A 20,312-nucleotide genomic window follows, 5' to 3' on the forward strand; every position below is an offset into this window, starting at 1 on the left:
ACGATGCAACAATACCCCTCGTTTCACGATTGGTTTCTCGTCGGAGTCGCAGTCGAAGCCGACGCAAAAACCGTTGTGGTCGTCTTGCGCAGTGACGACAAATCCAATCAAGCGCAGCTGGTATTCGCGGGCGCGTCGCGCTGTCTGGCGAATGGCTTTGCCGCACAGAACATCGTCTATCAATTGAAGATTCTCGAGGACTTCGATTCCGCCGAATACAAATCGGCAGTCAGTGCGCTGGAGGAGGCGCACCCGTGGGGCAGCCACTGGCCGCGAAAAAAAATTGCCTCGTTTTCGAGTTCGGTCGGCGCGGAAGTACTGGTTGAATATCTCACCCTGACGGTGACTCAAGAACCGCTTCCCGCCACGTGAACGATACCGCGCGCAGTTCCACTTCGGCCGTCCCCGCTGCCGCAACGCCCCCTACGGATGCCGAATATAATCCACCAACGCCCTCGTATAAGCATCCGGCTTCCGATCAAAAAGACTCACACCCACAGCCACCAGAAAACCCGCCGGTACGCCGAACACGCCCGAGCTGATCGGCTCGATGCCGAACCAGCGCGGTCCCGCGAAGCCCGTCATCTGCGCGAAGAACGGATACGTCGACACGATGTAGTAGATGCACACGAGCAGCCCCGCCAGCATGCCGGCCACGGCGCCGAGGCGCGTCGTGCGCTTCCAGAACACGCCGAGCACGAGCACCGGAAACAGGCTCGATGCCGCGAGCGAAAACGCCGCGCCCACCAGAAACAGAATGTTGCCGGTATTCAACGACGCCACATACGACGCAAACAGCGCCACTCCCAACAGCAGGATCTTCGAAATCGTCACACGCCGCTGACTCGACGCGCCCGGGTCGACCATGTGGTAATACACGTCGTGCGATAAAGCATTGGCGATCGTGAGCAGCAAACCATCGGCTGTCGAGAGCGCCGCGGCCAGCGCACCCGCTGCAATCAGGCCGGACATCACATACGGCAAGCCCGCGATCTCCGGCGCGGCCAGCACCACCATGTCGGGCTGCATCTGAATTTCGCTCCATCGCACGATGCCGTCGCCGTTGGTGTCCGCGAGACTGATGAGGGTCGGCTCGACCTTGCGCCATTGCGTGAGCCATTGCGGCAAATCGGCGAAGTGATGACCGACGAGATTCGTCAACATCTCATACTTGATCAGCACCGCGAGCACCGGCACGGTCACGTAGAAAAGCGCCACAAAAAACAGCGTCCAGCCGACCGAGCGACGCGCCGACGCCACCGACGTCGTCGTGTTATAGCGCGTCAGAATATGCGGCAGACTTGCCGTGCCGAGCGACAGGCACAGTAGCAGTGAAAGAAAATTGCGCTCGTGCATGCGCCGGTCTTCGTCGCTTGCTGTGGGAAACGGCTCGTGCATCGGCAGCGGCGCGGCCGCGCGCATCAGCATGTCATCACGCTGCTGAGTCCACACGACCTGCGCGGCGGCGGCATCGCGTGGAAATTGCTCCAGCGCTTTTTCGCGCTCCTTGATTTCGCGCAGCGGACCATTGCGCCGCCGCAAATCGGCCACCTGCTGCGTGAGCCGCAGTTTCTCTTCGACGAACGAATGCGGCAGCATGTCGAGCCGCTGCTGCATCAGTGCGGCACGGCGTCGATAGTCGTCGCGCACGGTCTGCTCGAGCGGCTCGTCGCGCACCTGCTTCTCGAGACTCTCCATGCGCTCCATCAACCGGCCGTAACTCAATTGAGGCACCCAGCCGAGACCGTCCTTGTGCGCGATCATCGAAACGGGAATCAGGATCGCGGCGATCAGAATGATGTACTGCGCGACCTGCGTCCACGTCACCGCACGCATGCCGCCGAGAAACGAGCACACGAGAATGCCCGCGAGTCCGCAGAAAATCCCGACGGCGAAGTCGACGCCGATGAAGCGCGTCGCAATCAGGCCGACGCCCTGGATCTGCGCGACGAGATAGACGAACGAACACAGAATCGCGGACAACGCCGCGAGCCCGCGCACCGCATTGCTCGAAAAACGCGTGCCGAGGAAATCGGGAATCGTATAGCGCGCGAGCTTGCGCACGTACGGCGCGAGCAGAAACGCGACGAGGCAATAGCCGCCGGTCCAGCCCATCAGGTAAGCGAGGCCGTCGTAGCCCGTCGCATAGATGGAGCCGGCGAGCCCGATGAACGACGCCGCCGACAACCAGTCCGCCGCGGTCGCCATGCCGTTGAACGCCGACGGCACGCGCCGCCCGGCGACGTAGTATTCGACGAGATCGGACGTGCGCGACAGCAAGCCGATCACCGCATACACGGCAATCGGCACGAACAGAAACACGTAGCCGATCCACATGCCCGGACCGGTTGTGCGCTCGATACGCCACATCACATAGATGAACAGCAGGAAGCCGAGCGTGTAGAACGCGTATGCGCGGATCAGCCGGTTCGTGAGCTTCATCGGCTTAGAGTCCGCGCGTGCCGGAATCGGCGGCGATGTGGTTCGCGGCGGCGTCCGTTGTGCGATTTACAGCCTGATTTACAGCGCTATTCTCGACTTCGTTCGTATCCGCGTCGGCAAGAAACGCGCGCTGCAACCGGCGATCCGCGCGCTGCATCGACAGGATATACACGACGATCAACGCCAGGTAGATCAGGATCGCGCCTTGTGCGCCGAAGTAAAACGGCAAGCTGAAGCCGGCGATCCGCACATGCGCGAGCATCGGCGCGGCGAGCGGCAACAGGAACGACACCGCGAAGCCAACGCTCATCAACGCGGCGATCAACGTGACGTTAAAGCGCCAATACTTTTGATGCGCGCGCGCCAACGCCTCCGACACCGCAGGCGGTTCGGGCGGGGGATTGTGCGTGGCATGAGAGGTGGAGTGCGGCGCGGCCATGCGCCTATGTATCAAAAAGGCACCGCGCAGGCAATCGGGATTGTCCGCGCGATGCCGGATCGCGGATCGCCGATCGCGGAACGCGGCATCGGGCGAGAGGCGCATCGATCGACACGCCTCCGCCCTTCATAGGCGTGGCAATAAGCCCGGCGTGATCCCAGCGCGAGCAGAATAGCCTTACAGCGACTCGCCGAGCTGATCGAGAATCGCCGGGTTCTCCAACGTGGACACGTCCTGCGTGATCGCCTCGCCCTTCGCAAGCGAGCGCAACAGACGGCGCATGATCTTGCCCGAACGCGTCTTCGGCAGATTCTCGCCGAAGCGGATGTCCTTCGGCTTCGCGATCGGACCGATTTCCTTGCCGACCCAGTTGCGCAGTTCATTGGCGAGCTTCACCGCCTCTTCGCCTTCCGGGCGCGCGCGCTTCAGCACGACGAACGCGCACACCGCCTCGCCCGTCGTTGCATCGGGACGTCCCACGACCGCCGCTTCAGCGACGATCGGATTCGACACCAGCGCCGATTCGATCTCCATCGTGCCGAGACGGTGACCGGACACGTTGAGCACGTCGTCGATGCGGCCCATGATCGTGAAGTAGCCGGTCTCCTTGTCGCGCACCGCCCCGTCGCCAGCGAGATACAGCCTGCCGCCGAGTTCCTCGGGGAAATAGCTCTTCTTGTAGCGGTCCGGATCGCCCCACACATTGCGCAGCATCGAAGGCCACGGCCGCTTCACGACGAGAATGCCGCCCTGCCCGTTCGGCACGTCCTGACCCGTTTCGTCGACGACCGCCGCCATGATGCCCGGCAACGGCAGCGTGCATGAACCCGGTACGAGCGGCGTGGCGCCTGGCAGCGGCGTGATCATGTGGCCGCCGGTTTCCGTCTGCCACCACGTATCGACAATCGGGCAACGGCCGCCGCCGACGTTCTCGTGATACCACACCCACGCCTCCGGATTGATCGGCTCGCCGACCGTGCCGATGATGCGCAGCGTCGACAGGTCGTAGCTTTTCGGATGCACTTTCTGGTCCGCTTCGGCGGCCTTGATCAGCGAGCGGATCGCGGTCGGCGCCGTATAGAAGAGCGTCACCTTGTGCTTCGCGATCATGTCCCAGAAGCGGCCGGCATTCGGATAAGTCGGCACGCCTTCGAACACGACCTGCGTGCCGCCGAGCGTCAGCGGACCATACGTGATGTAGCTATGGCCCGTGATCCAGCCGATGTCCGCGGTACACCAGAACACGTCGTTGGCCTTCCAGTCGAAGGTCCACTTCATGGTTTGCGCGGCCCACAGCAGATAGCCGCCGGTGCTGTGCTGCACGCCCTTCGGCTTGCCCGTCGAACCGGACGTGTAGAGGATGAAAAGCGGATGTTCTGCGCCGACCCACTCGGGCGCGCATTGATCGGACTCGGCTTGCATGAGTTCATGCATCCACAGATCGCGGGCTTCGTCCCATGCGATCTTGCCGCCCGTGCGCTTGTAGACGATCACGCTCTTCACCGCGTCGCAACCGCCCATTGCAAGCGCTTCGTCGGCGATATTTTTCAGCGGCAGCGCCTTGCCGCCGCGCATCTGTTCGTCCGATGTCACGAGCGCGACCGCGCCCACGTCGACGAGCCGTTCGTTGAGCGACTTCGACGAGAAGCCGCCGAACACCACCGAGTGCGTCGCGCCGATACGCGCGCAAGCCTGCATCGCGACAATGCCTTCGATCGACATCGGCATATAGATGACCACGCGGTCGCCCTTCTTCACGCCGCGCTTTTTCAGCGCGTTCGCAAAGCGCGATACACGTTGCAGCAGATCCTGATAGGTGACGTTGGTGACGGTGCCGTCGTCGGCTTCGAACACGATCGCGACGCGCTCGCCGTTGCCCGCTTCCACATGACGGTCGATGCTGTTGTACGACGCGTTGAGCTGACCGTCTTCGAACCACGTATAGAACGGCGCGTTCGATTCGTCGAGCACCTTCGTAAAGGGCTTGTTCCAGCTTAGCGTCTCGCGAGCAAGACGCCCCCAGAAGCCTTCGTAATCCCGCTCCGCCTCGGCGGTCAGCGCATGGTAAGCGTCCATGCCGGAGATCGTGGCGCCGGCCGCTGCTTGCGCGGATGGCGGGAAAACACGGCGTTCCTGAAGAACCGATTCAATCGCAGACATCGACAACCCCTTGGTGAAGATGAAAACCTGTGCCGGCGCACGTTCGTGCGCCATGTCATGTAGACGCCGCAATCGAAGCACGATTGCGGCGCGCTGTCTCCCGCCCTCGCGCGAGCGACCCGCGATGGATCGCCGCGCCGCGGCCGGCCCGCCTCTCCTTCACTCGTACGGCAATGCAGCACGAATGGAGGCGAGGCCGCGTCCGCTCTCATGTTGAACCATAAGCGGTGCAACTTACCAGCCACTTACGCGAGCCGCATCGGCGTGCCCGCAAAAACCCTTATGCGATTCGTACGACGCTTTGCACAAAAAGCGCATGCTGCCGGCGCTCGTTCGCGCAACGAGGCGCTTACGGGGTGCTCACGGCGGTGCTCACTTAACCTCGCGTTCAAGCGGCTAACACAATGCTAACTGAACTAGCCGCCCGCATTCCAGTTCGAATCGCGCGTCTCAGGATGACGCGCCGCCGCCCTGCCCGCCGCACCGCAGCAAGTCCGGCCGACGCTGTACAATAGCGCGCGCTGATACGAGCGCCGCGGCTCACATTCTTGTTGTGCGCCCGCGCCGCGCCGTCCGCGCCTCGCTTTGCGTGCCGACCCGCGCGCGTGACCCGCACGCTGGCCCGGCGCATTTGGTTCACGTTCCGTCACCTGCGTTAGATCCGACTCTTGCCTATGTCCGCTTCGCGACCCGACTCCGCGCGTTCACGCCGCCCCATGCGCCCGCTGCCCGCCGTCATCTTCATGAGCCGCTGGCTGCAGGTGCCGCTCTATCTCGGCTTGATCGTCGCCCAGGGCGTGTATGTGGTGCTGTTTCTGAAGGAAGTCTGGCATCTGGTCACAGCGTCGATGACGCTCGACGAAACCAACATCATGCTCGTGGTGCTGGGCCTCATCGACGTGGTCATGATCTCGAACCTGCTGATCATGGTGATCATCGGCGGATATGAGACCTTTGTGTCGCGGCTCGGTGTCGAAGGTCATCCTGACGAACCGGAATGGCTCGATCACGTGAACGCGGGCGTGCTGAAGGTGAAGCTCTCGATGGCGCTCATCAGCATCTCGTCGATCCATCTGCTTAAGACGTTCATCAGCCCGGACCAGAACACGACGCACGCGATCATGTGGCAGGTGATCATCCACGTCGCGTTCCTGATTTCCGCGCTCGTGATGGCCTTCGTCGACCGCCTCACCACGCATACGCATCCCACTCATTTTCAGGAACCCGCGGATTTGCAGCCGCTGGGTTCCGCCGGTTCCTCTCCCCTGAAAGCGCACGACTGACCGCATAGCCTGCGAACAGAAAGAAGCGCACTGTCCCCACCGAGCTTAGCCATGACCGTCATCAAACAGGAAGATCTGATCCAGAGCATTGCTGATTCGCTTCAGTACATCAGCTACTACCATCCGCTCGACTACATCCAGGCGCTCGGCCGCGCATACGAACTCGAACAGAGCCCGGCCGCGAAAGATGCCATCGCGCAGATCCTCACCAACAGCCGCATGTGCGCCGAAGGCAAGCGCCCGATCTGCCAGGACACCGGCATCGTCACGGTGTTCGTGAAGGTGGGCATGGACGTGCGTTGGGACGGCGCGACGATGAGCGTCACGGACATGATCAACGAAGGCGTGCGCCGCGGTTATCTGAATCCCGACAACGTGCTGCGCGCGTCGATCGTGAGCCCGCCCGAAGGCGCGCGCAAGAACACGAAAGACAACACGCCGGCGGTGATTCACTACGAGATCGTGCCGGGCGACAAGGTCGACGTGCAGGTCGCGGCCAAGGGCGGCGGCTCGGAGAACAAATCGAAGTTCGCGATGCTCAATCCGTCGGATTCGATCGTCGACTGGATTCTGAAGACCGTGCCGACCATGGGCGCAGGCTGGTGTCCGCCGGGCATGCTTGGCATCGGCATCGGCGGCACGGCTGAGAAAGCCATGCTGATGGCAAAAGAATCGCTGATGGACCCGATCGACATTCAGGACGTGATCGCACGCGGCCCGCAAGACTGGATCGAGGAACTGCGCGTCGAACTGCATGAGAAGGTCAACGCGCTCGGCATCGGCGCACAAGGTCTCGGCGGTCTCGCCACCGTGCTCGACGTGAAGATCATGGCCGCGCCGACGCACGCCGCGTCCAAGCCGATCGCGATCATTCCGAACTGCGCGGCCACGCGTCACGCTCACTTCACGCTGGACGGCTCGGGCGTCGCGAAGCTCGAAGCGCCGTCGCTCGACGCATGGCCGAAGGTGCAGTGGGAACCGAATACGGAAACCAGCAAGCGCGTCGATCTGAACACGCTGACGCCCGAAGAAGTCGCCGCATGGAAGCCGGGCCAGACGCTGCTGCTGTCGGGCAAGATGCTGACGGGCCGCGACGCCGCGCATAAGCGCATCGCCGATATGCTGGCGAAGGGCGAAAAGCTGCCGGTCGACTTCACGAATCGCGTGATCTACTACGTCGGCCCGGTCGATCCGGTGCGCGACGAAGCAGTTGGTCCGGCAGGCCCGACCACGGCCACGCGCATGGACAAGTTCACCGAGACGATGCTCGCGCAAACCGGCCTCATTTCGATGATCGGCAAGGCCGAGCGCGGACCGGTCGCAATCGAGGCAATCAAGAAACACAAGGCCGCGTATCTGATGGCCGTGGGCGGCGCCGCTTATCTCGTGTCGAAGGCGATCCGCAGCGCGAAGGTGCTGGCATTCGAAGACCTCGGCATGGAAGCGATCTACGAGTTCGATGTGCAGGACATGCCGGTCACGGTCGCGGTCGATTCGAACGGCACTTCGGTGCACCAGACCGGCCCGAAGGAATGGCAGGCAAAGATCGGCAAGATTCCGGTCGCAACGGTCTGATTGGCCGCCTGACGCGTCAAGCGTACTGAGAAGCCGGGGCCGCGGTCCCGGCTTTTTTCATGGGCGGCATGCGTCACATGCAAAGCCGGGAACCGCGTCAAGATGTTCTGTTCTCTTGGCTTTTTCAGGCATGGCGTTTATTGTTGTTGAAAAATTGAAGTCCCCACCAAGGAAAGATCATGCAAGGCGACAAGAAAGTTATCGAGTATCTCAACGCCCAGTTGAAGAATGAATTGACCGCGATCAACCAGTACTTCCTGCACGCGCGGATGTACAAGCATTGGGGTCTCGAGAAACTCGGCAAGCATGAATACGACGAGTCGATCGGCGAAATGAAACACGCCGACTGGCTGATCGAACGGATTTTCATGCTTGACGGTCTGCCGAATCTGCAAGACCTGCACAAGCTTCTGATCGGCGAGGAAACCAAAGAGATTCTCGAATGCGACCTGAAGCTCGAGCAGATTTCGCAGAGCACCTGCAAGGAAGCTATTGCGTATTGCGAATCAGTTCGCGATTTCATCTCGCGTGAAATCTTCGTGAAGATTCTCGACGACACGGAAGAGCACATCGACTGGCTCGAAACGCAACTCGACCTGATCGACAAGGTCGGCATTCAGAATTACCAGCAAACCGCGATGGGCTCGGTGGAGTCCTAAGCGGATCGCATCGCAAGGCCACGCACCGGCGCATGAGCTTCTGACTATTCATTCGGGATAGCATGCGCCGCGCTGGCGATATACTTGGCCGCTTCCCTTTTCCCCGCTTTGCCTGACCGCAGCGCCGCGCGTCCCGATCGCCCATGCCAGCAGAATCGTCGTCTTCGAATGCATCAATCGCTCGGTCGAGCGTCGCTTCGCGCGCGCCCGTCGGCATTTTCGACTCGGGTCTCGGCGGCTTGTCGGTGTTGCGGGCGGTTCGGGCGCAATTGCCCGACGAGGCGCTGCTGTACGTCGCCGATTCGTTGTACGCGCCCTACGGCGAGCGCGACGACGACTTCATCGCGGACCGGACACTCGCCATCGGCGAGTGGCTCGCGAGGCAAGGCGCGAAGGCGCTGATCGTGGCCTGCAACACGGCGACCGCGCAATCCATCGCGCTGGTTCGCGAAAAGCTGAGCATCCCGCTTGTCGGCGTCGAACCGGGCATCAAGCCGGCCGCGCTGCAATCGAAAACGCGCGTCGCAGGCGTGCTCGCCACCCAGGTTACGTTGCGCAGCGCACGCTTCCAGGCGCTGCTCGAGCGCTACGCGGCCGATTGCCGCTTCATCTGTCAGCCCGGTCACGGGCTCGTGCAGGCCGTTGAGCGCTGCGACGTCGGTTCGACGGAGCTGCGCGCGCTGCTCGCAAGCTATCTTCAGCCGATGCTCGCCGCCGGCGCCGATACCCTCGTGCTCGGCTGCACGCACTATCCGTTTCTCGATGCGGCGATCCGCGACATCGTCGGCGACCGGATGGCGCTAATCGACACGAGCGTGGCGATTGCCCGCCAGCTCGAGCGCGTGCTCGAACAGCACGGCGTGCGCGCAACGCCCGAAACGGCAGACGCCCCGCCGCCGCGCTTTTATTCCACCGACAACGGCACGCATCTGCGGCAGCTTGTCGCGACGCTGCTGAACATGGACGCGCAGGTCGAGCGCGTGCTGATTCCGTCGCGCCGTACCGCTGCACTCTCGTCGCAGCCGGCCTAGCGCCCTTTTCGGCGCGGTTTCCGACGCCGTTTCCGACGCCTCTTCCGACGCCACCGCGCGCGTTTTTATGCGGTTTAAGCACCCTCCGCAGCGCCGCGCGCCGCCAGCCCGCGCCGTCGCGTCATAGTCGAAACCCTTCTAAGAGTCTGGTTTTGTTACAAAAAACCACCTGAGACGCTTGCCAAACCGGCCAAACAAAATGATAATAATTCGCATTAACGTTAGCTATGACGCCCGCCATGATTGTCTGTGTCTGCAAGTCTGTTTCTGACCGAAAGATCCGTGCCTCGATCGCGGAAGGCGTCGACTCGTTCGACGAGCTGCAATTCGAGCTCGGTGTCGCCACCTGCTGCGGCAAATGCGCGGACTCGGTGCGCGACGTGATGATGCAAAGCGGCGTGTGCTCGAGCCGCTGCGGCTTCGAGCATCAGCAGGCCATGCCGGTGACGTTTTACGAACGCAAGGCGGCTTAAGGCAAGTTCACGACACGCGGCGCGAGGCGCACAAAAGCACCTGCGCCGTCTTGTTGCCGCACTGCCCCCGCCGCTTCGCGTTGAGATGCGTTTTTGATGCTCATCATTCGGCGCTTTCGAGCGCTTTTTATTTAGTCCACTGCCGTCAGCAAGCCAGTATTCCTGCCAGCCAGCGACCCGCTCACCCGTCGAAGGAGCCCGAGATGGAATTGCTGATTGGTTTCGTGACCACATTGTGTATTTCGCTGCTGATCTTCCGAACATGACGAAGTATTGTCAGGCGTGCTGCATCGACAGCGCGCCGCCACGCTAACATGCAGGCTTCGCATACCGTTTCAGCCGGCGCCGCACCGGCTTCGTCCAACCGAATGAATCCCCGCGTCCTGACCGCGACCGCCTTGGTCGCGACGGTTCACGTCGCGTTGCTCGCCGTGATCCTGACACTGCGTCACGACCCGGTGCAGCCCGCGCTCGAGTCGCGCGTGATGACCGCGCAATTGCTGCCGCCCGCGCCGGTTGCCGCGCCGGCCGCGGTGCAGTCGGTCGCGCCGCCGCCACCCACGCCCACGCCGCCGGTCCACAGCAAGCCGAAGGTGCAGCCCAAGCCGACGCCGAAGCCCACCCCCGCGCCGCTGCGCGAGGCGCCCGCGCCGTCGCCCGTGACGGTCGCGCCACCGGAGCCTGCCGCGCCTGCCGCTCCCGCCGCGCCGCCGACGCCTGCCGCACCGGCCGCGCCCGCGATCGGCCGTCAGACGATGGAAATCTCCGCGCCGAAGAACGTCTCGCACCTCGACTGCAACATCGCCAAGCCCGACTACCCGGCGCTGTCGCGGCGCCGCGGCGAGACCGGCACCGCCTATGTGAAGTTCGTGGTCGGCCTGACGGGCAAGCTCGAGAACATCGAATTGAAGAAGAGCAGCGGCTTCAGCCGTCTCGACGACGCCGCGCTCGCCGCCGCGCATGCGAGCGCGTGCAAGCCCTATCTCGAGGACGGCCAGCCCATTCGGGCCGCCTACACCCAGCCTTACAACTTCAATCTCGAAGATTGAAGCGGATTTCAAAATAAAGGAATTGCAATGCAAAACTACGGATTGGCGCACGTCTGGGCGCAAGGGGATTTCGTCACGCGCGGCATCGCGCTCGCGCTGCTGGTGATGTCGGTGATGTCGTGGAGCGTGATCGTCATCAAGGGATGGAACGTGATGCGGCTGAACCGCCTCACGAAGAACGCGGAGCAGGCGTTCTGGCATTCGGACGATCTCGCCGACGGCGTGAAGAAGCTCGGCGCCGGCGCGTCGACGCCGCAAGACAATCCGTTCCTCGCGCTCGCGCTGTCGGGCCAGGAAGCCGCCGATCATCACCATCAGACGCAACCGCATCTGCATGACCGGATGGACGTGTCGGACTGGGTCACGCGTTGCCTGAAGGACACCATGGACGAAAGCGTCGCGCGCATGCAAAGCGGTCTCGCGATTCTCGCGTCGATCGGCAGCACCGCGCCGTTCGTCGGCCTGTTCGGCACCGTGTGGGGCATCTATCACGCGCTGCTCGCCATCGGCGCGAGCGGCCAGTCGTCGATTGACCAGGTGGCCGGTCCGGTCGGCGAAGCGCTCATCATGACCGCGTTCGGTCTCTTCGTTGCGATTCCGGCCGTGCTCGGCTATAACGCTCTCACGCGTGCCAACAAGGCGATCGTGGCGAAGCTGAGCCGCTTCGCGCATGGCCTGCACGCATTCTTCGTGACGGGCGCGCGCCTGTCGTCGACCAAGCGCGACGGCCTGCGTCTCGCCGCTCGCGCCAATTAAAGCGCACTGAACGACGAGGCACACCGATGGCAATGAGCCCCTTCGCCGGCGACGATGACGACGGCCTGATGAACGAAATCAACATGACGCCGCTCGTCGACGTCATGTTGGTTCTCCTGATCGTTTTCATGGTGACGATTCCCGTGATCCGTCACGCGGTGAAAATCGATCTGCCGCACGCAAGCAGTCAGAAAGAAGACACGAAGCCCGCGCAAGTCACCGTCGCGGTCGACGCTGACGGCAACGTGCTGTGGAACGACAAAAAGGTCGACGAAGCGCAGTTGAGCGCGAAAATTGCAGAGGCCGCGCAGGCGAATCCGCAGCCGGAACTGCATCTCGACGCGGATCGTAAAGTGCCTTACGAAAAGGTCGCGCAGGTGATGTCGGCCGCGCAGGCAGGCGGCCTGACGAAGATCGGTTTCGTTACGCAGCCCAAGGGCAAGTGAGCGCTTTGAAACGCTGGCCGATCGCGGCCGGCATCGTCGGAAAATGAAGAAAAGCCCTTGAAACAGGGGCTAAAAAGTAAAAGGCCTTCATCGTCGGATGAAGGCCTTTTTTTGTGCGCGCTCGGCGCCTTCGGGCGGCGGGATCATTTGCCTTCGGTCGAAGACTGCTGGCTCGGATCACCGCATGCGACAGCCGTGCTCGACACGGACAGCGCGGTCAGCCCTATCAGGCTCGCTATGATAGCGGCCATGAGTTTTCGCATAAGAGACTCCTTAGCGAAGGGATTTCAATATAGCGCCGTGAGCTCGCGCATTCAAGCAAACGCTGATTGAAAGTACTCATGACAGGCCACGCTTCAATGCTAAAAACGATGCCGCACAGCGCGCGATCTGCTAGGGCGACACCGCCGCCGCAGTTCGCGAGACGGGCCGCTCGGCCGGCGCCGGGCATTCGGGCAAGATGTGCTTGCCGTCATCGGGATCGAGCATCTCGACCAGATAATCGACGAAAGCGCGCACGGCCGGCACCATCCCCTGCCGCGACACGAATACGGCGTACAACTGCGGCGCCGGAAAGGTCCAGCCCGGCATGACCGGCGACAATTGCCCGGTGCGCAACGGGGCGCCGTACATCATCTCCGGCAACGCGGCGATGCCGACGCCGCACAGCACGGCTTCGCGAATCGTCGACAGATCGGCGGTCACGAGACGCGGCTCGTGTTCGTGCACGTGACGGCTGCCGTCGGGCGCGATCAGGTGGTAGACGTGGCGGCCGTCGGTCGTCGGCACGTCGAGCGTTTCGAAGCGCGCCAGATCGTTCGGCTGCAACGGCGGCGCGTTCTGCTGCAGCAAGCTCGGCGCGCCCACCAGCATCTGCTGCGTGCGCCACAGCGGACGCACGACGATATTGGCGTTTTCCGGCGGATCGGAGCGCACGCGCAACGCGACGTCGATCGAATCTTCGAACAGATCGACGACGCGGTTCGTTACGCGCATGACGACCCGCACTTCGGGATACCGATGCATGAATTCCGGCAGGATCGTCGACAGAATGGTCTGCGAGACCGTGACGGGCACGCTCACGCGCACGGTGCCGCGCGGCGACGAGCGCAATTGCTGCACGACGTTCACGGCCGCCTGCGCCTCGCTCAGCATCGCCTGGCAATGCTGGTAGAAAAGCTGGCCGGCTTCGGTGAGCGCGAGCTTACGTGTCGAGCGCTGCAGAAGCCGCACGCCGAGCGACGCTTCTAGCTCGGTCAGGCGGCGCGACAGACGCGATTTGGAGATGCCCAGCACGCGCTCGGCGGCGGAAAAGCCGCCATGTTCGACGACCTGCGAGAAATACATCAGGTCGTTCAGGTTGTGTGAATCGATCTTCATCTATCGTTCCAGTAATAGAACAATCCATTGCGTGGCGGCGGCTGGCGCCCCGAAAAACGGTCCCTATAATAGCCCTATGTTTCAAAAACAACGCTATTCCCGAATTTTCGAGGTGACATTGATGAGCACGACACGCACGATCGAACGCACGTATCCGGCCGTTCGCACGACTGAAGGTGGCGGCTTCGTCGTTCACCGCCCTTTTCCCACCCGCATGCTGATGGACTTCGATCCGTTCCTGCTGCTCGACGAAATGGGACCGATCGACTACGCGCCCGGCGAAGCCAAGGGCGCGCCGGACCATCCGCACCGCGGCTTCGAAACCGTGACGTATGTGCTCGAAGGCCAGTTCGGCCACAAGGATTCCGCAGGCCACTCGGGCACGCTGCAGGCCGGCGACGTCCAGTGGATGACCGCCGGCGCGGGCGTCGTGCATAGCGAAATGCCCGACCCGTCGTTCGTGCGTACGGGCGGCCGCGTGCATGGCCTGCAACTGTGGGTGAATCTGCCGCGACGCGACAAGATGATCGCGCCGCGCTACCAGGACGTGCCGTCGGCGAAGATTCCGGTGGCGACTTCCGCGGACGGCAAGGTCCGCGTGAAGGTGATTGCCGGCGAAGCGCTCGGCGTGAAAGCCGCCGTCGAAACGCGCACGCCGATTCTCTATCAGCACTTTTCGCTGCAGCCGGGCGCGACGATTCGTCAGCCGGTGCCCGCCGACTATCGCGTGTTCGCGTATGGCCTGTCGGGCAAGGGCTTTTACGGCGAGGGCGAAGGGCGCCAGGAAATCGACGCGCGCAAGATGGTGGTGTTCGGCGACGACGGCGACGCGGTCACGCTGACCGCGGGCGCGGAACCGCTCGAGGTATTGCTGCTCGGCGGCGTGCCGTTGAAGGAGCCCGTGGTGCGTTACGGTCCGTTCGTCATGAACACGGAAGATGAAATCCGCCAGGCGGTGGTCGATTATCAGGCCGGCCGGATGGGCGCGATCACGCATTGAACGGGCCGCGCGCGGGCGGCGCCACGCCGCGCGCGTCCAACCACAGCCGCTTCTACCCAGCCCCGCGCCAAAGTACGGTGTGAGGCGGCCTCATGGCGCAAATGCCGCCGACTTCGTTCACAATAGCGATTCCTGCCGCGCGCCCGTCTCTCCGACCTTTCAGGCCATAGAACCGCCGCGCGCGGCGATTTTGGTCCCTGCATAGGAGCGCGCATGGCAGAAGCCACCGTCACCGCCCATATCGGTTCGACGAATTATCAGGTCCATTTCGACGACGGCAAGCACACGTGGCTCGCCGACGAACCCGAATCGCTCGGCGGCGGCGATCGCGGCCCCACGCCGGTCTCGCTGCTGCTGTCGAGCCTCGGCGCGTGCACGTCGGTTACGCTGAAAATGTACGCGCAACGCAAAGAGTGGCCGCTCGACGAAGTGCACGTCACGCTGAACATCGAAACCGGCGACGAAGGCTCGACCATCGACCGCAAAATCACGCTGCACGGCGAACTGTCCGACGAACAGCGGGAACGGCTCTTGCAAATTGCCAATGCGTGTCCGGTTCACAAGATCCTCACGCGCTCGATCACGATCCGATCCGGTCTGACCGTCGCGTGACTTGCGAACGGCCGGCAAGCGCGTAGCCGGCCGAGTTGCGTTAACGCTTGCAGCGCTTGCAACGCTTTCATAGGATGCTGTCGTCTTGAATTTCGAACACCTTATCCAGATCAACGATCCGTTGAACCCGTTTGTCGACTCGATGACCCGCGAGCAGTTGTGGGAAGGGCTCGTGCTGCGCGCCGAACAGCCGCAACTGTTCGTGATCGGACTCGACAGTTGCACGATTCTTTCGCGCGAAGGCAATACCCTCGAGCGGGAACTGCACTACGGCCAGGCGACGGTCCGCGACCGCGTCACGCTGCACGAAAGCCAAAGCGTGCGCTACGACATCCTGCCGACGGCGGATTACGTCGGCGGCTCGCTGACCATGACCATCGAACAGCCGGACGAGCTGCAGCTATTCTTGCGCTTTGAATACGCGACCACGCTGCCCGTATCCAACGACCAAGACGCCGTGCAGACGCAGGAGATCGTGAAGTCCGCGTATCGCGAGAACGACATCGATACCGTGCGGTTAATCCGTCAGTTCGTGCAGGCGAAACAGGAGCCGGGTTCGCTGCACTGACTCGCTGTAGCCAACGTTAGTCAACGGCTGGGGCCGCGCTGGCGAGTTGCAGCGGGCGGAAGCCGCGCCTTCGGTTACAACCGAAGGCGCGGCGCCTCGTGCCGCCGCGACCGCGTCCAGCCCGCACCCGCGCTGTACCACCCACCTCGCCCGACTATCGAAACGCTGATCCGATGAATTTCTGCCCCTTGTAAATAGGAATGGTTATCATTTAGAATTCATCCATCGAATCAAGCAACGGCAAAGACGAATGACCGATACCACTCGCCCTACCACGCTCAGCCTGCGCCGTTCGGCTGCCGCGCTGACCAGCCGTCCGAAATCGGCGGCGGTCACATCGACGGCTGCGGTCAGGCCCGCTGCCAGCCGGGCGAACGAATCGGCGGAAACGGGCGAGCGCGTGTTGCGCAGCGACGCTTTGCTGCAAGGACACAGTCACATCAGCATCGTGCACAACGGCGAGACGTACCAGTTGCGCGCCACGCGTCTCGGCAAGCTGATTCTGACGAAGTAACGACCAACCGGATTTCAGTACCAGGTATTGTGGGGACCACCTCCTAGAGAGGTGTTGGGCATTAGCCAGCCACGACGGCTTGCACGTGAGAACTAGACCCCTTCGTGCAGACACCAAGCCAGCCGTCGCAGCCAGCCAGGCCGCTTTTTTCGGTTCCCGCCGACGCGCGCACGAAACGCCGTGCACGGTCATGCCAATGAAAAAGCCGTGGAGATGAGGTCATCTCCACGGCTTTTGTTTTTGCGGCCTACGATTCGAGATCGAGGCGAACGGGACGGATTGCGCGAAAGACTCGTCTACTTCGACGCCCAGCCCCAAAACATCAACCACCACGCGCTATCCACCACGGCCAGTGCCGCGATGAACCACAGCATCGCGAGACCGCGCCGCACGAAGTGCTCGCTGTAACGCCGCGTGACGAGCCATGCGAGCCACGCGCTCCACACGTTCGCGATGGCCAGAATCGCGATGCGCACGTCCGATGCCCACCACAACGGCACATGCTCGGCGCGCAGCAGCGACAGCGTGGTCGCGGACAAACCCAGAAACACGCCGGCCCCGGCAAGCGGAATCAGCCCTTGCGTCAGATGATGCAGACGCACGCTGCTGAAACGCCCGAGCGTGCGCGTCGCGCCCACCATCAGGACGAGCAGCGCGGTGCCGTAGACAAGCGCCGTCGCGAGGATATAGCCGATCACCATCGTGCCGTCGAGCCACGAGAACACGTCGTTCTGTTCCGGGTAATGCGTGAACAGGAACCACGGCGCATTGGTCTGCAGCGGCCAGGTGATGTCGCGATCCACGAGCCAGGTCGCGAAGAACATCTTCAGGTCGATGAACCAGCGCGAAGCGGTCCAGTGAAATGCGCCGATCGCGATGCCGAGCAGGCCGTACAGAATCAGCGCGGTGTCCCACACGTTCGCCTGCTTGTCGCCGAGTTGCACGACTTCCGACGACGGCGCGCGCCACGTCAGCGCAATCGCGTCGCGGTGGCCACTGCAACGGCCGCACATGTGGCAGTCGGACGCGCCCTTCATGTTGCGCAACGGCACGAGCGGCGCGCAATTAATCGGAATCACGCGATGCCCGTGCTCGCCGTTCTTGTACGAACGGCGCCACGCGTCTTCATCGACCTTGTAGTGGAACGGCGCGAGGCGCGCCAGAAGCGAGAAAACCCCGTTCACGGGGCAGAGGTATTTGCACCAGACGCGCTTCTCGCGCCCGTAAAGCAGGCCGATGACGATAGCCGCGAGCGTCGAGCCGCCGAGCACCAGCAGCACCGCTTTCGGGTACTGGTACACGCTCACCATCTGACCATAAATGGTCGTGATGCCGAACGCGACGAACGGCCAGCCGCCCCAGCGCATCCAGTGCGGAATCGCCTTGCCGCGGCCGTGCTTGCTGGCGAACTCCGCGAGCGCGCCTTCCGGACACAGCACGCCGCACCAGACGCGCCCGAGCATCACCATCGACAGCAGCACGAACGGCCACCAGATGCCCCAGAACACGAACTGCGCGGCAAGCGTCAGGTTGTTCCACAAATGCGCGCTGTCGTCGGGCAGCGGCATCACCGCCGGCACGATGATCAGCAGCGCATACACCGCGACCACGACCCACTGGATGCCGCGGATCACGGAACCGTGCCGCTGCATCCACTGCCCCGCCGCGGCGAGCCGCCCCGGACGGGTCATCAACGTACTCATGCTGCGCGCCCTGCGGCCTGCTGCGCCGGCTTGCGGTTCGCGCGCCGCAGCAGCAGATAGACGACCGCCCAGTACACCGCATACGCGATCAGGTTCATCAGCGCCGGATGCGCGCGATAGCCGGTGAGCGTGGCGACCAGCGAGCCGAAGGTGCTCGAATCGTCGAGAATGCCCGATGTATTCCACAACTGGTCGACGATGGTCGGCAGGACTTCCTTGTCGATGAGCTTGTCGACGCCCGTCTGAAACAGACCCGCGCCCAGGAACAGCAGCATGATTTCCGTGACGCGGAAAAAGAGCCGCCACGAGAAGACCTTGCCGCCCAACTGCAGCACGTAGAACGTGAGCAGCGCGAGCGCGAGGCCGATCAGCACCGCAAGCATCTGCGCGCCGTCCACATGACCCGACTGGCCGAAGCCGAGGCCGTACAGGAAAATCACCGTCTCGCTGCCTTCACGCGCGATGGCGAGTGCGACGAGCAGCGCCACGCCCCACCAGTTCGAGTCGCGCTGGCTTTGTTGCAGCGAGCGTTCCATGTCGCGCTTGAGCGAGCGGCCGTGCTGCTTCATCCACAGCACCATTTGCACGATCAGCACGCAGGCGACCAGCACCATCGCGGTCTGGAAGTAGTCCTGCGCGTCGCCGGACAGCACTTCGGTGAAACCGACGAGCGCCGCGCCGAGCGCCACCGCCGCAATCAGGCCGGCCACGACGCCGCCCCACAGGTACGGCAAACCGCGGCGCGCGTCGTCGTCGCCATTTTTCAGCCACGCGTACAGAATGCCGACGACCAGCAACGCCTCGACACTTTCCCGCCACACGATGAATAGAATCTGACCCATCAAGCACTCCCTTCTGCACTGCCACTGCTGTCGCTGGCGACGGCGGGCCGGGTGCCCCGCGTCCGCCTCGCCAGCACCGCTACTTCGCGACGATCACGCCCTGCGCCTGCTGGTGAAAATCGTCGAAAAACTTGTACTCGCCCGGCGAGAGCGGAGCGATCACCACGAACGAATCGGCGCCCGGCGCGAGGACTTTTTCCTTGCGCAACTGCACGCTTTCGAATTCGGCCGCACCCTTGCCCGTATTGCGCACCTCGATCTTGATGCGCTGCCCTGCCGGCACTTCGATGCGCGCCGGCGTCAGCTTGCCGTCGTTCATTTCGAGCTTGAAGGTGAGCAGATCGGCTGCCTGAGCCGCGCCCGCCAGCAGAATCGACGATGCCAGGACTGCGATCTTTCGGTTGATTCTCATTGGTGTTTCCAGAAAACGCGGCGCGAGGCATGACTCCACGCGCCGCCTGCTGCATTCACTCGCATTCACTCGTTTGCCACGGATGGCTCGCATACTGCGATGCGACCCGCTGCGGCAAAGCGTGGAGATCAGTACCCGCCCTTCTTGCCGATGCCGGCGAACGTGAAGTCGTATTCAAGCGTGAACGGCTTGAACCACGGACCCACGCCGGTTTCCTTGTCGACGTGACGGCCGAACGCCATGTGGCCGGTTTGCATCGGCGCTTCGACGGTGAGCTTCAGGTGATATTTGCCCGGGCCTTGCAGCTTGACGTTGTCGCCGTAGTGCGGGCCGTCGTTGGCGACCATCGCCATCAGATCGCCCTTTTGCGTGTCCTTCGAACCGGCCTTCGTCAGTTCGTAACGCACTTGCAGATACGGCATCCAGTCGCCTTCCGCGAAACCGGTCGGATTGTTCTTGACTGCGTGGATGTCGGCTTCCAGGTGAATGTCCGAGTCCGACGCCTTGCGCATCATGCCTTCCGGTTCCATCGTGATCGGCTGCAGATACACCGCGCCGATTTCCATGCCGCCCTGAATCTGCTGCTTGCCGATCGGATACTCGGCCGCCGTTGCCGACAGCGCCGCGACGGCCGCCGCCGCTGCAACCCCAGCGCGCACAAATGAAGAAATCCGCATTGAAACTCCTTGTTTTTATCTGACTCGATTCGATCCCATTGGAACAGTGCGTCGGACAACCAACCGAAGCAGATCGCATATTTGAACGTTAATGCGAACCATTCTCAATATTGGGCGAGTTTATCATTGTTCGCTTGCCGGAACAAATACGAACGCACGCGAAGCCTTATGGCAGCAGGGTCTTAAGGGTGTCTTAAGAAACGACGTGTGTGAGATGGCAGGCGGGCCAAGCCCCCTTTTCGGATGCAAAGAACAGGACGCGGCGGATTGCCGCGCCTTGTCCTTGTCCTT

Annotated in this window: 21 protein-coding genes; 13 read left to right on the forward strand and 8 right to left on the reverse strand. The window is 62.7% G+C overall.

Going from position 1 to position 20,312, the window contains the following annotated elements:
• The first annotated feature begins 3 nt into the window (after positions 1-3).
• On the forward strand, positions 4-372 hold the full coding sequence (locus tag P0D87_RS02885; RefSeq protein WP_053857841.1) for a hypothetical protein: 369 nt from the start codon (positions 4-6) through the stop codon (positions 370-372).
• Between the two features lie 51 nt (positions 373-423).
• Here P0D87_RS02885 and P0D87_RS02890 read toward each other — a convergent pair whose 3' ends face one another.
• From P0D87_RS02890 to acs, 3 genes are all read right to left on the reverse strand, one after another.
• Complete coding sequence (locus tag P0D87_RS02890; RefSeq protein ID WP_006051181.1) at positions 424-2,442, reverse strand: sodium:solute symporter family protein; 2,019 nt, start codon at positions 2,440-2,442, stop codon at positions 424-426.
• Between the two features lie 4 nt (positions 2,443-2,446).
• Positions 2,447-2,881 (reverse strand): DUF4212 domain-containing protein, encoded by a 435-nt coding sequence (locus P0D87_RS02895; protein WP_053858992.1) that lies wholly within the window; start codon positions 2,879-2,881, stop codon positions 2,447-2,449.
• 177 nt (positions 2,882-3,058) lie between these two features.
• Positions 3,059-5,041: an acetate--CoA ligase gene (gene acs / locus P0D87_RS02900; protein ID WP_053858991.1), complete on the reverse strand. Its 1,983-nt coding sequence runs from the start codon at positions 5,039-5,041 to the stop codon at positions 3,059-3,061.
• Between the two features lie 716 nt (positions 5,042-5,757).
• On the opposite strand from acs, the gene P0D87_RS02905 reads away from it, so the two are divergent.
• The 8 genes from P0D87_RS02905 (at position 5,758) to P0D87_RS02940 (ending at position 12,313) form a co-directional block, all read left to right on the forward strand.
• Entirely contained in the window at positions 5,758-6,324 is a 567-nt protein-coding gene (locus tag P0D87_RS02905; RefSeq protein WP_006051184.1) for a TIGR00645 family protein, read from the forward strand.
• A 51-nt stretch (positions 6,325-6,375) separates the two neighbouring features.
• A complete protein-coding gene (locus P0D87_RS02910) occupies positions 6,376-7,899 on the forward strand; it encodes a fumarate hydratase (protein ID WP_006051185.1) in 1,524 nt (507 codons plus the stop codon).
• Positions 7,900-8,078: 179 nt separating this feature from the next.
• Complete coding sequence (bfr, locus tag P0D87_RS02915) at positions 8,079-8,558, forward strand: bacterioferritin (RefSeq protein ID WP_006051186.1); 480 nt, start codon at positions 8,079-8,081, stop codon at positions 8,556-8,558.
• Positions 8,559-8,701: 143 nt separating this feature from the next.
• Positions 8,702-9,589 (forward strand): glutamate racemase, encoded by an 888-nt coding sequence (murI, locus tag P0D87_RS02920; protein WP_053857840.1) that lies wholly within the window; start codon positions 8,702-8,704, stop codon positions 9,587-9,589.
• Between the two features lie 239 nt (positions 9,590-9,828).
• The gene (locus P0D87_RS02925) at positions 9,829-10,062 is read left to right on the forward strand and encodes a (2Fe-2S)-binding protein (RefSeq protein ID WP_029972066.1); all 234 of its coding nucleotides are present in this window, start codon (positions 9,829-9,831) and stop codon (positions 10,060-10,062) included.
• A gap of 314 nt (positions 10,063-10,376) precedes the next feature.
• On the forward strand, positions 10,377-11,111 hold the full coding sequence (locus P0D87_RS02930; RefSeq protein ID WP_053857839.1) for an energy transducer TonB: 735 nt from the start codon (positions 10,377-10,379) through the stop codon (positions 11,109-11,111).
• Positions 11,112-11,138: 27 nt separating this feature from the next.
• Positions 11,139-11,867: a MotA/TolQ/ExbB proton channel family protein gene (locus tag P0D87_RS02935; RefSeq protein WP_006051190.1), complete on the forward strand. Its 729-nt coding sequence runs from the start codon at positions 11,139-11,141 to the stop codon at positions 11,865-11,867.
• Between the two features lie 26 nt (positions 11,868-11,893).
• Complete coding sequence (locus P0D87_RS02940) at positions 11,894-12,313, forward strand: ExbD/TolR family protein (protein WP_006051191.1); 420 nt, start codon at positions 11,894-11,896, stop codon at positions 12,311-12,313.
• Between the two features lie 393 nt (positions 12,314-12,706).
• Here P0D87_RS02940 and P0D87_RS02945 read toward each other — a convergent pair whose 3' ends face one another.
• Positions 12,707-13,693: a LysR family transcriptional regulator gene (locus P0D87_RS02945; protein WP_053857838.1), complete on the reverse strand. Its 987-nt coding sequence runs from the start codon at positions 13,691-13,693 to the stop codon at positions 12,707-12,709.
• Positions 13,694-13,814: 121 nt separating this feature from the next.
• Between P0D87_RS02945 and P0D87_RS02950 the strand changes: the two genes are divergently transcribed.
• The 4 genes from P0D87_RS02950 to hemP all read left to right on the forward strand — a co-directional run bounded on the left by P0D87_RS02950 (position 13,815) and on the right by hemP (position 16,387).
• Complete coding sequence (locus tag P0D87_RS02950; protein WP_053858990.1) at positions 13,815-14,693, forward strand: pirin family protein; 879 nt, start codon at positions 13,815-13,817, stop codon at positions 14,691-14,693.
• A 213-nt stretch (positions 14,694-14,906) separates the two neighbouring features.
• Positions 14,907-15,305 carry an OsmC family protein gene (locus tag P0D87_RS02955; RefSeq protein WP_029972119.1) on the forward strand — a complete coding sequence of 133 codons (399 nt, stop codon included), beginning with the start codon at positions 14,907-14,909 and terminating at the stop codon, positions 15,303-15,305.
• A gap of 85 nt (positions 15,306-15,390) precedes the next feature.
• Positions 15,391-15,873 (forward strand): SRPBCC family protein, encoded by a 483-nt coding sequence (locus P0D87_RS02960; RefSeq protein WP_006053096.1) that lies wholly within the window; start codon positions 15,391-15,393, stop codon positions 15,871-15,873.
• Positions 15,874-16,123: 250 nt separating this feature from the next.
• Entirely contained in the window at positions 16,124-16,387 is a 264-nt protein-coding gene (gene hemP, locus P0D87_RS02965; protein WP_006053097.1) for a hemin uptake protein HemP, read from the forward strand.
• Between the two features lie 296 nt (positions 16,388-16,683).
• Here hemP and P0D87_RS02970 read toward each other — a convergent pair whose 3' ends face one another.
• From P0D87_RS02970 to P0D87_RS02985, 4 genes are all read right to left on the reverse strand, one after another.
• Complete coding sequence (locus tag P0D87_RS02970) at positions 16,684-18,090, reverse strand: 4Fe-4S binding protein (protein ID WP_029972118.1); 1,407 nt, start codon at positions 18,088-18,090, stop codon at positions 16,684-16,686.
• Entirely contained in the window at positions 18,087-18,932 is an 846-nt protein-coding gene (locus P0D87_RS02975; protein ID WP_029972116.1) for an FTR1 family iron permease, read from the reverse strand. Before P0D87_RS02975 ends, P0D87_RS02970 begins: the two co-directional genes overlap by 4 nt.
• Before the next feature lie 79 nt (positions 18,933-19,011).
• Positions 19,012-19,344 (reverse strand): cupredoxin domain-containing protein, encoded by a 333-nt coding sequence (locus tag P0D87_RS02980; RefSeq protein WP_006053100.1) that lies wholly within the window; start codon positions 19,342-19,344, stop codon positions 19,012-19,014.
• A gap of 128 nt (positions 19,345-19,472) precedes the next feature.
• Positions 19,473-20,021 (reverse strand): iron transporter, encoded by a 549-nt coding sequence (locus P0D87_RS02985; RefSeq protein WP_006053101.1) that lies wholly within the window; start codon positions 20,019-20,021, stop codon positions 19,473-19,475.
• Between the last annotated feature and the right edge of the window lie 291 nt (positions 20,022-20,312).

It is taken from the genome of Paraburkholderia sp. RL17-368-BIF-A (genome assembly GCF_046054045.1).
Taxonomy (GTDB): domain Bacteria; phylum Pseudomonadota; class Gammaproteobacteria; order Burkholderiales; family Burkholderiaceae; genus Paraburkholderia; species Paraburkholderia graminis.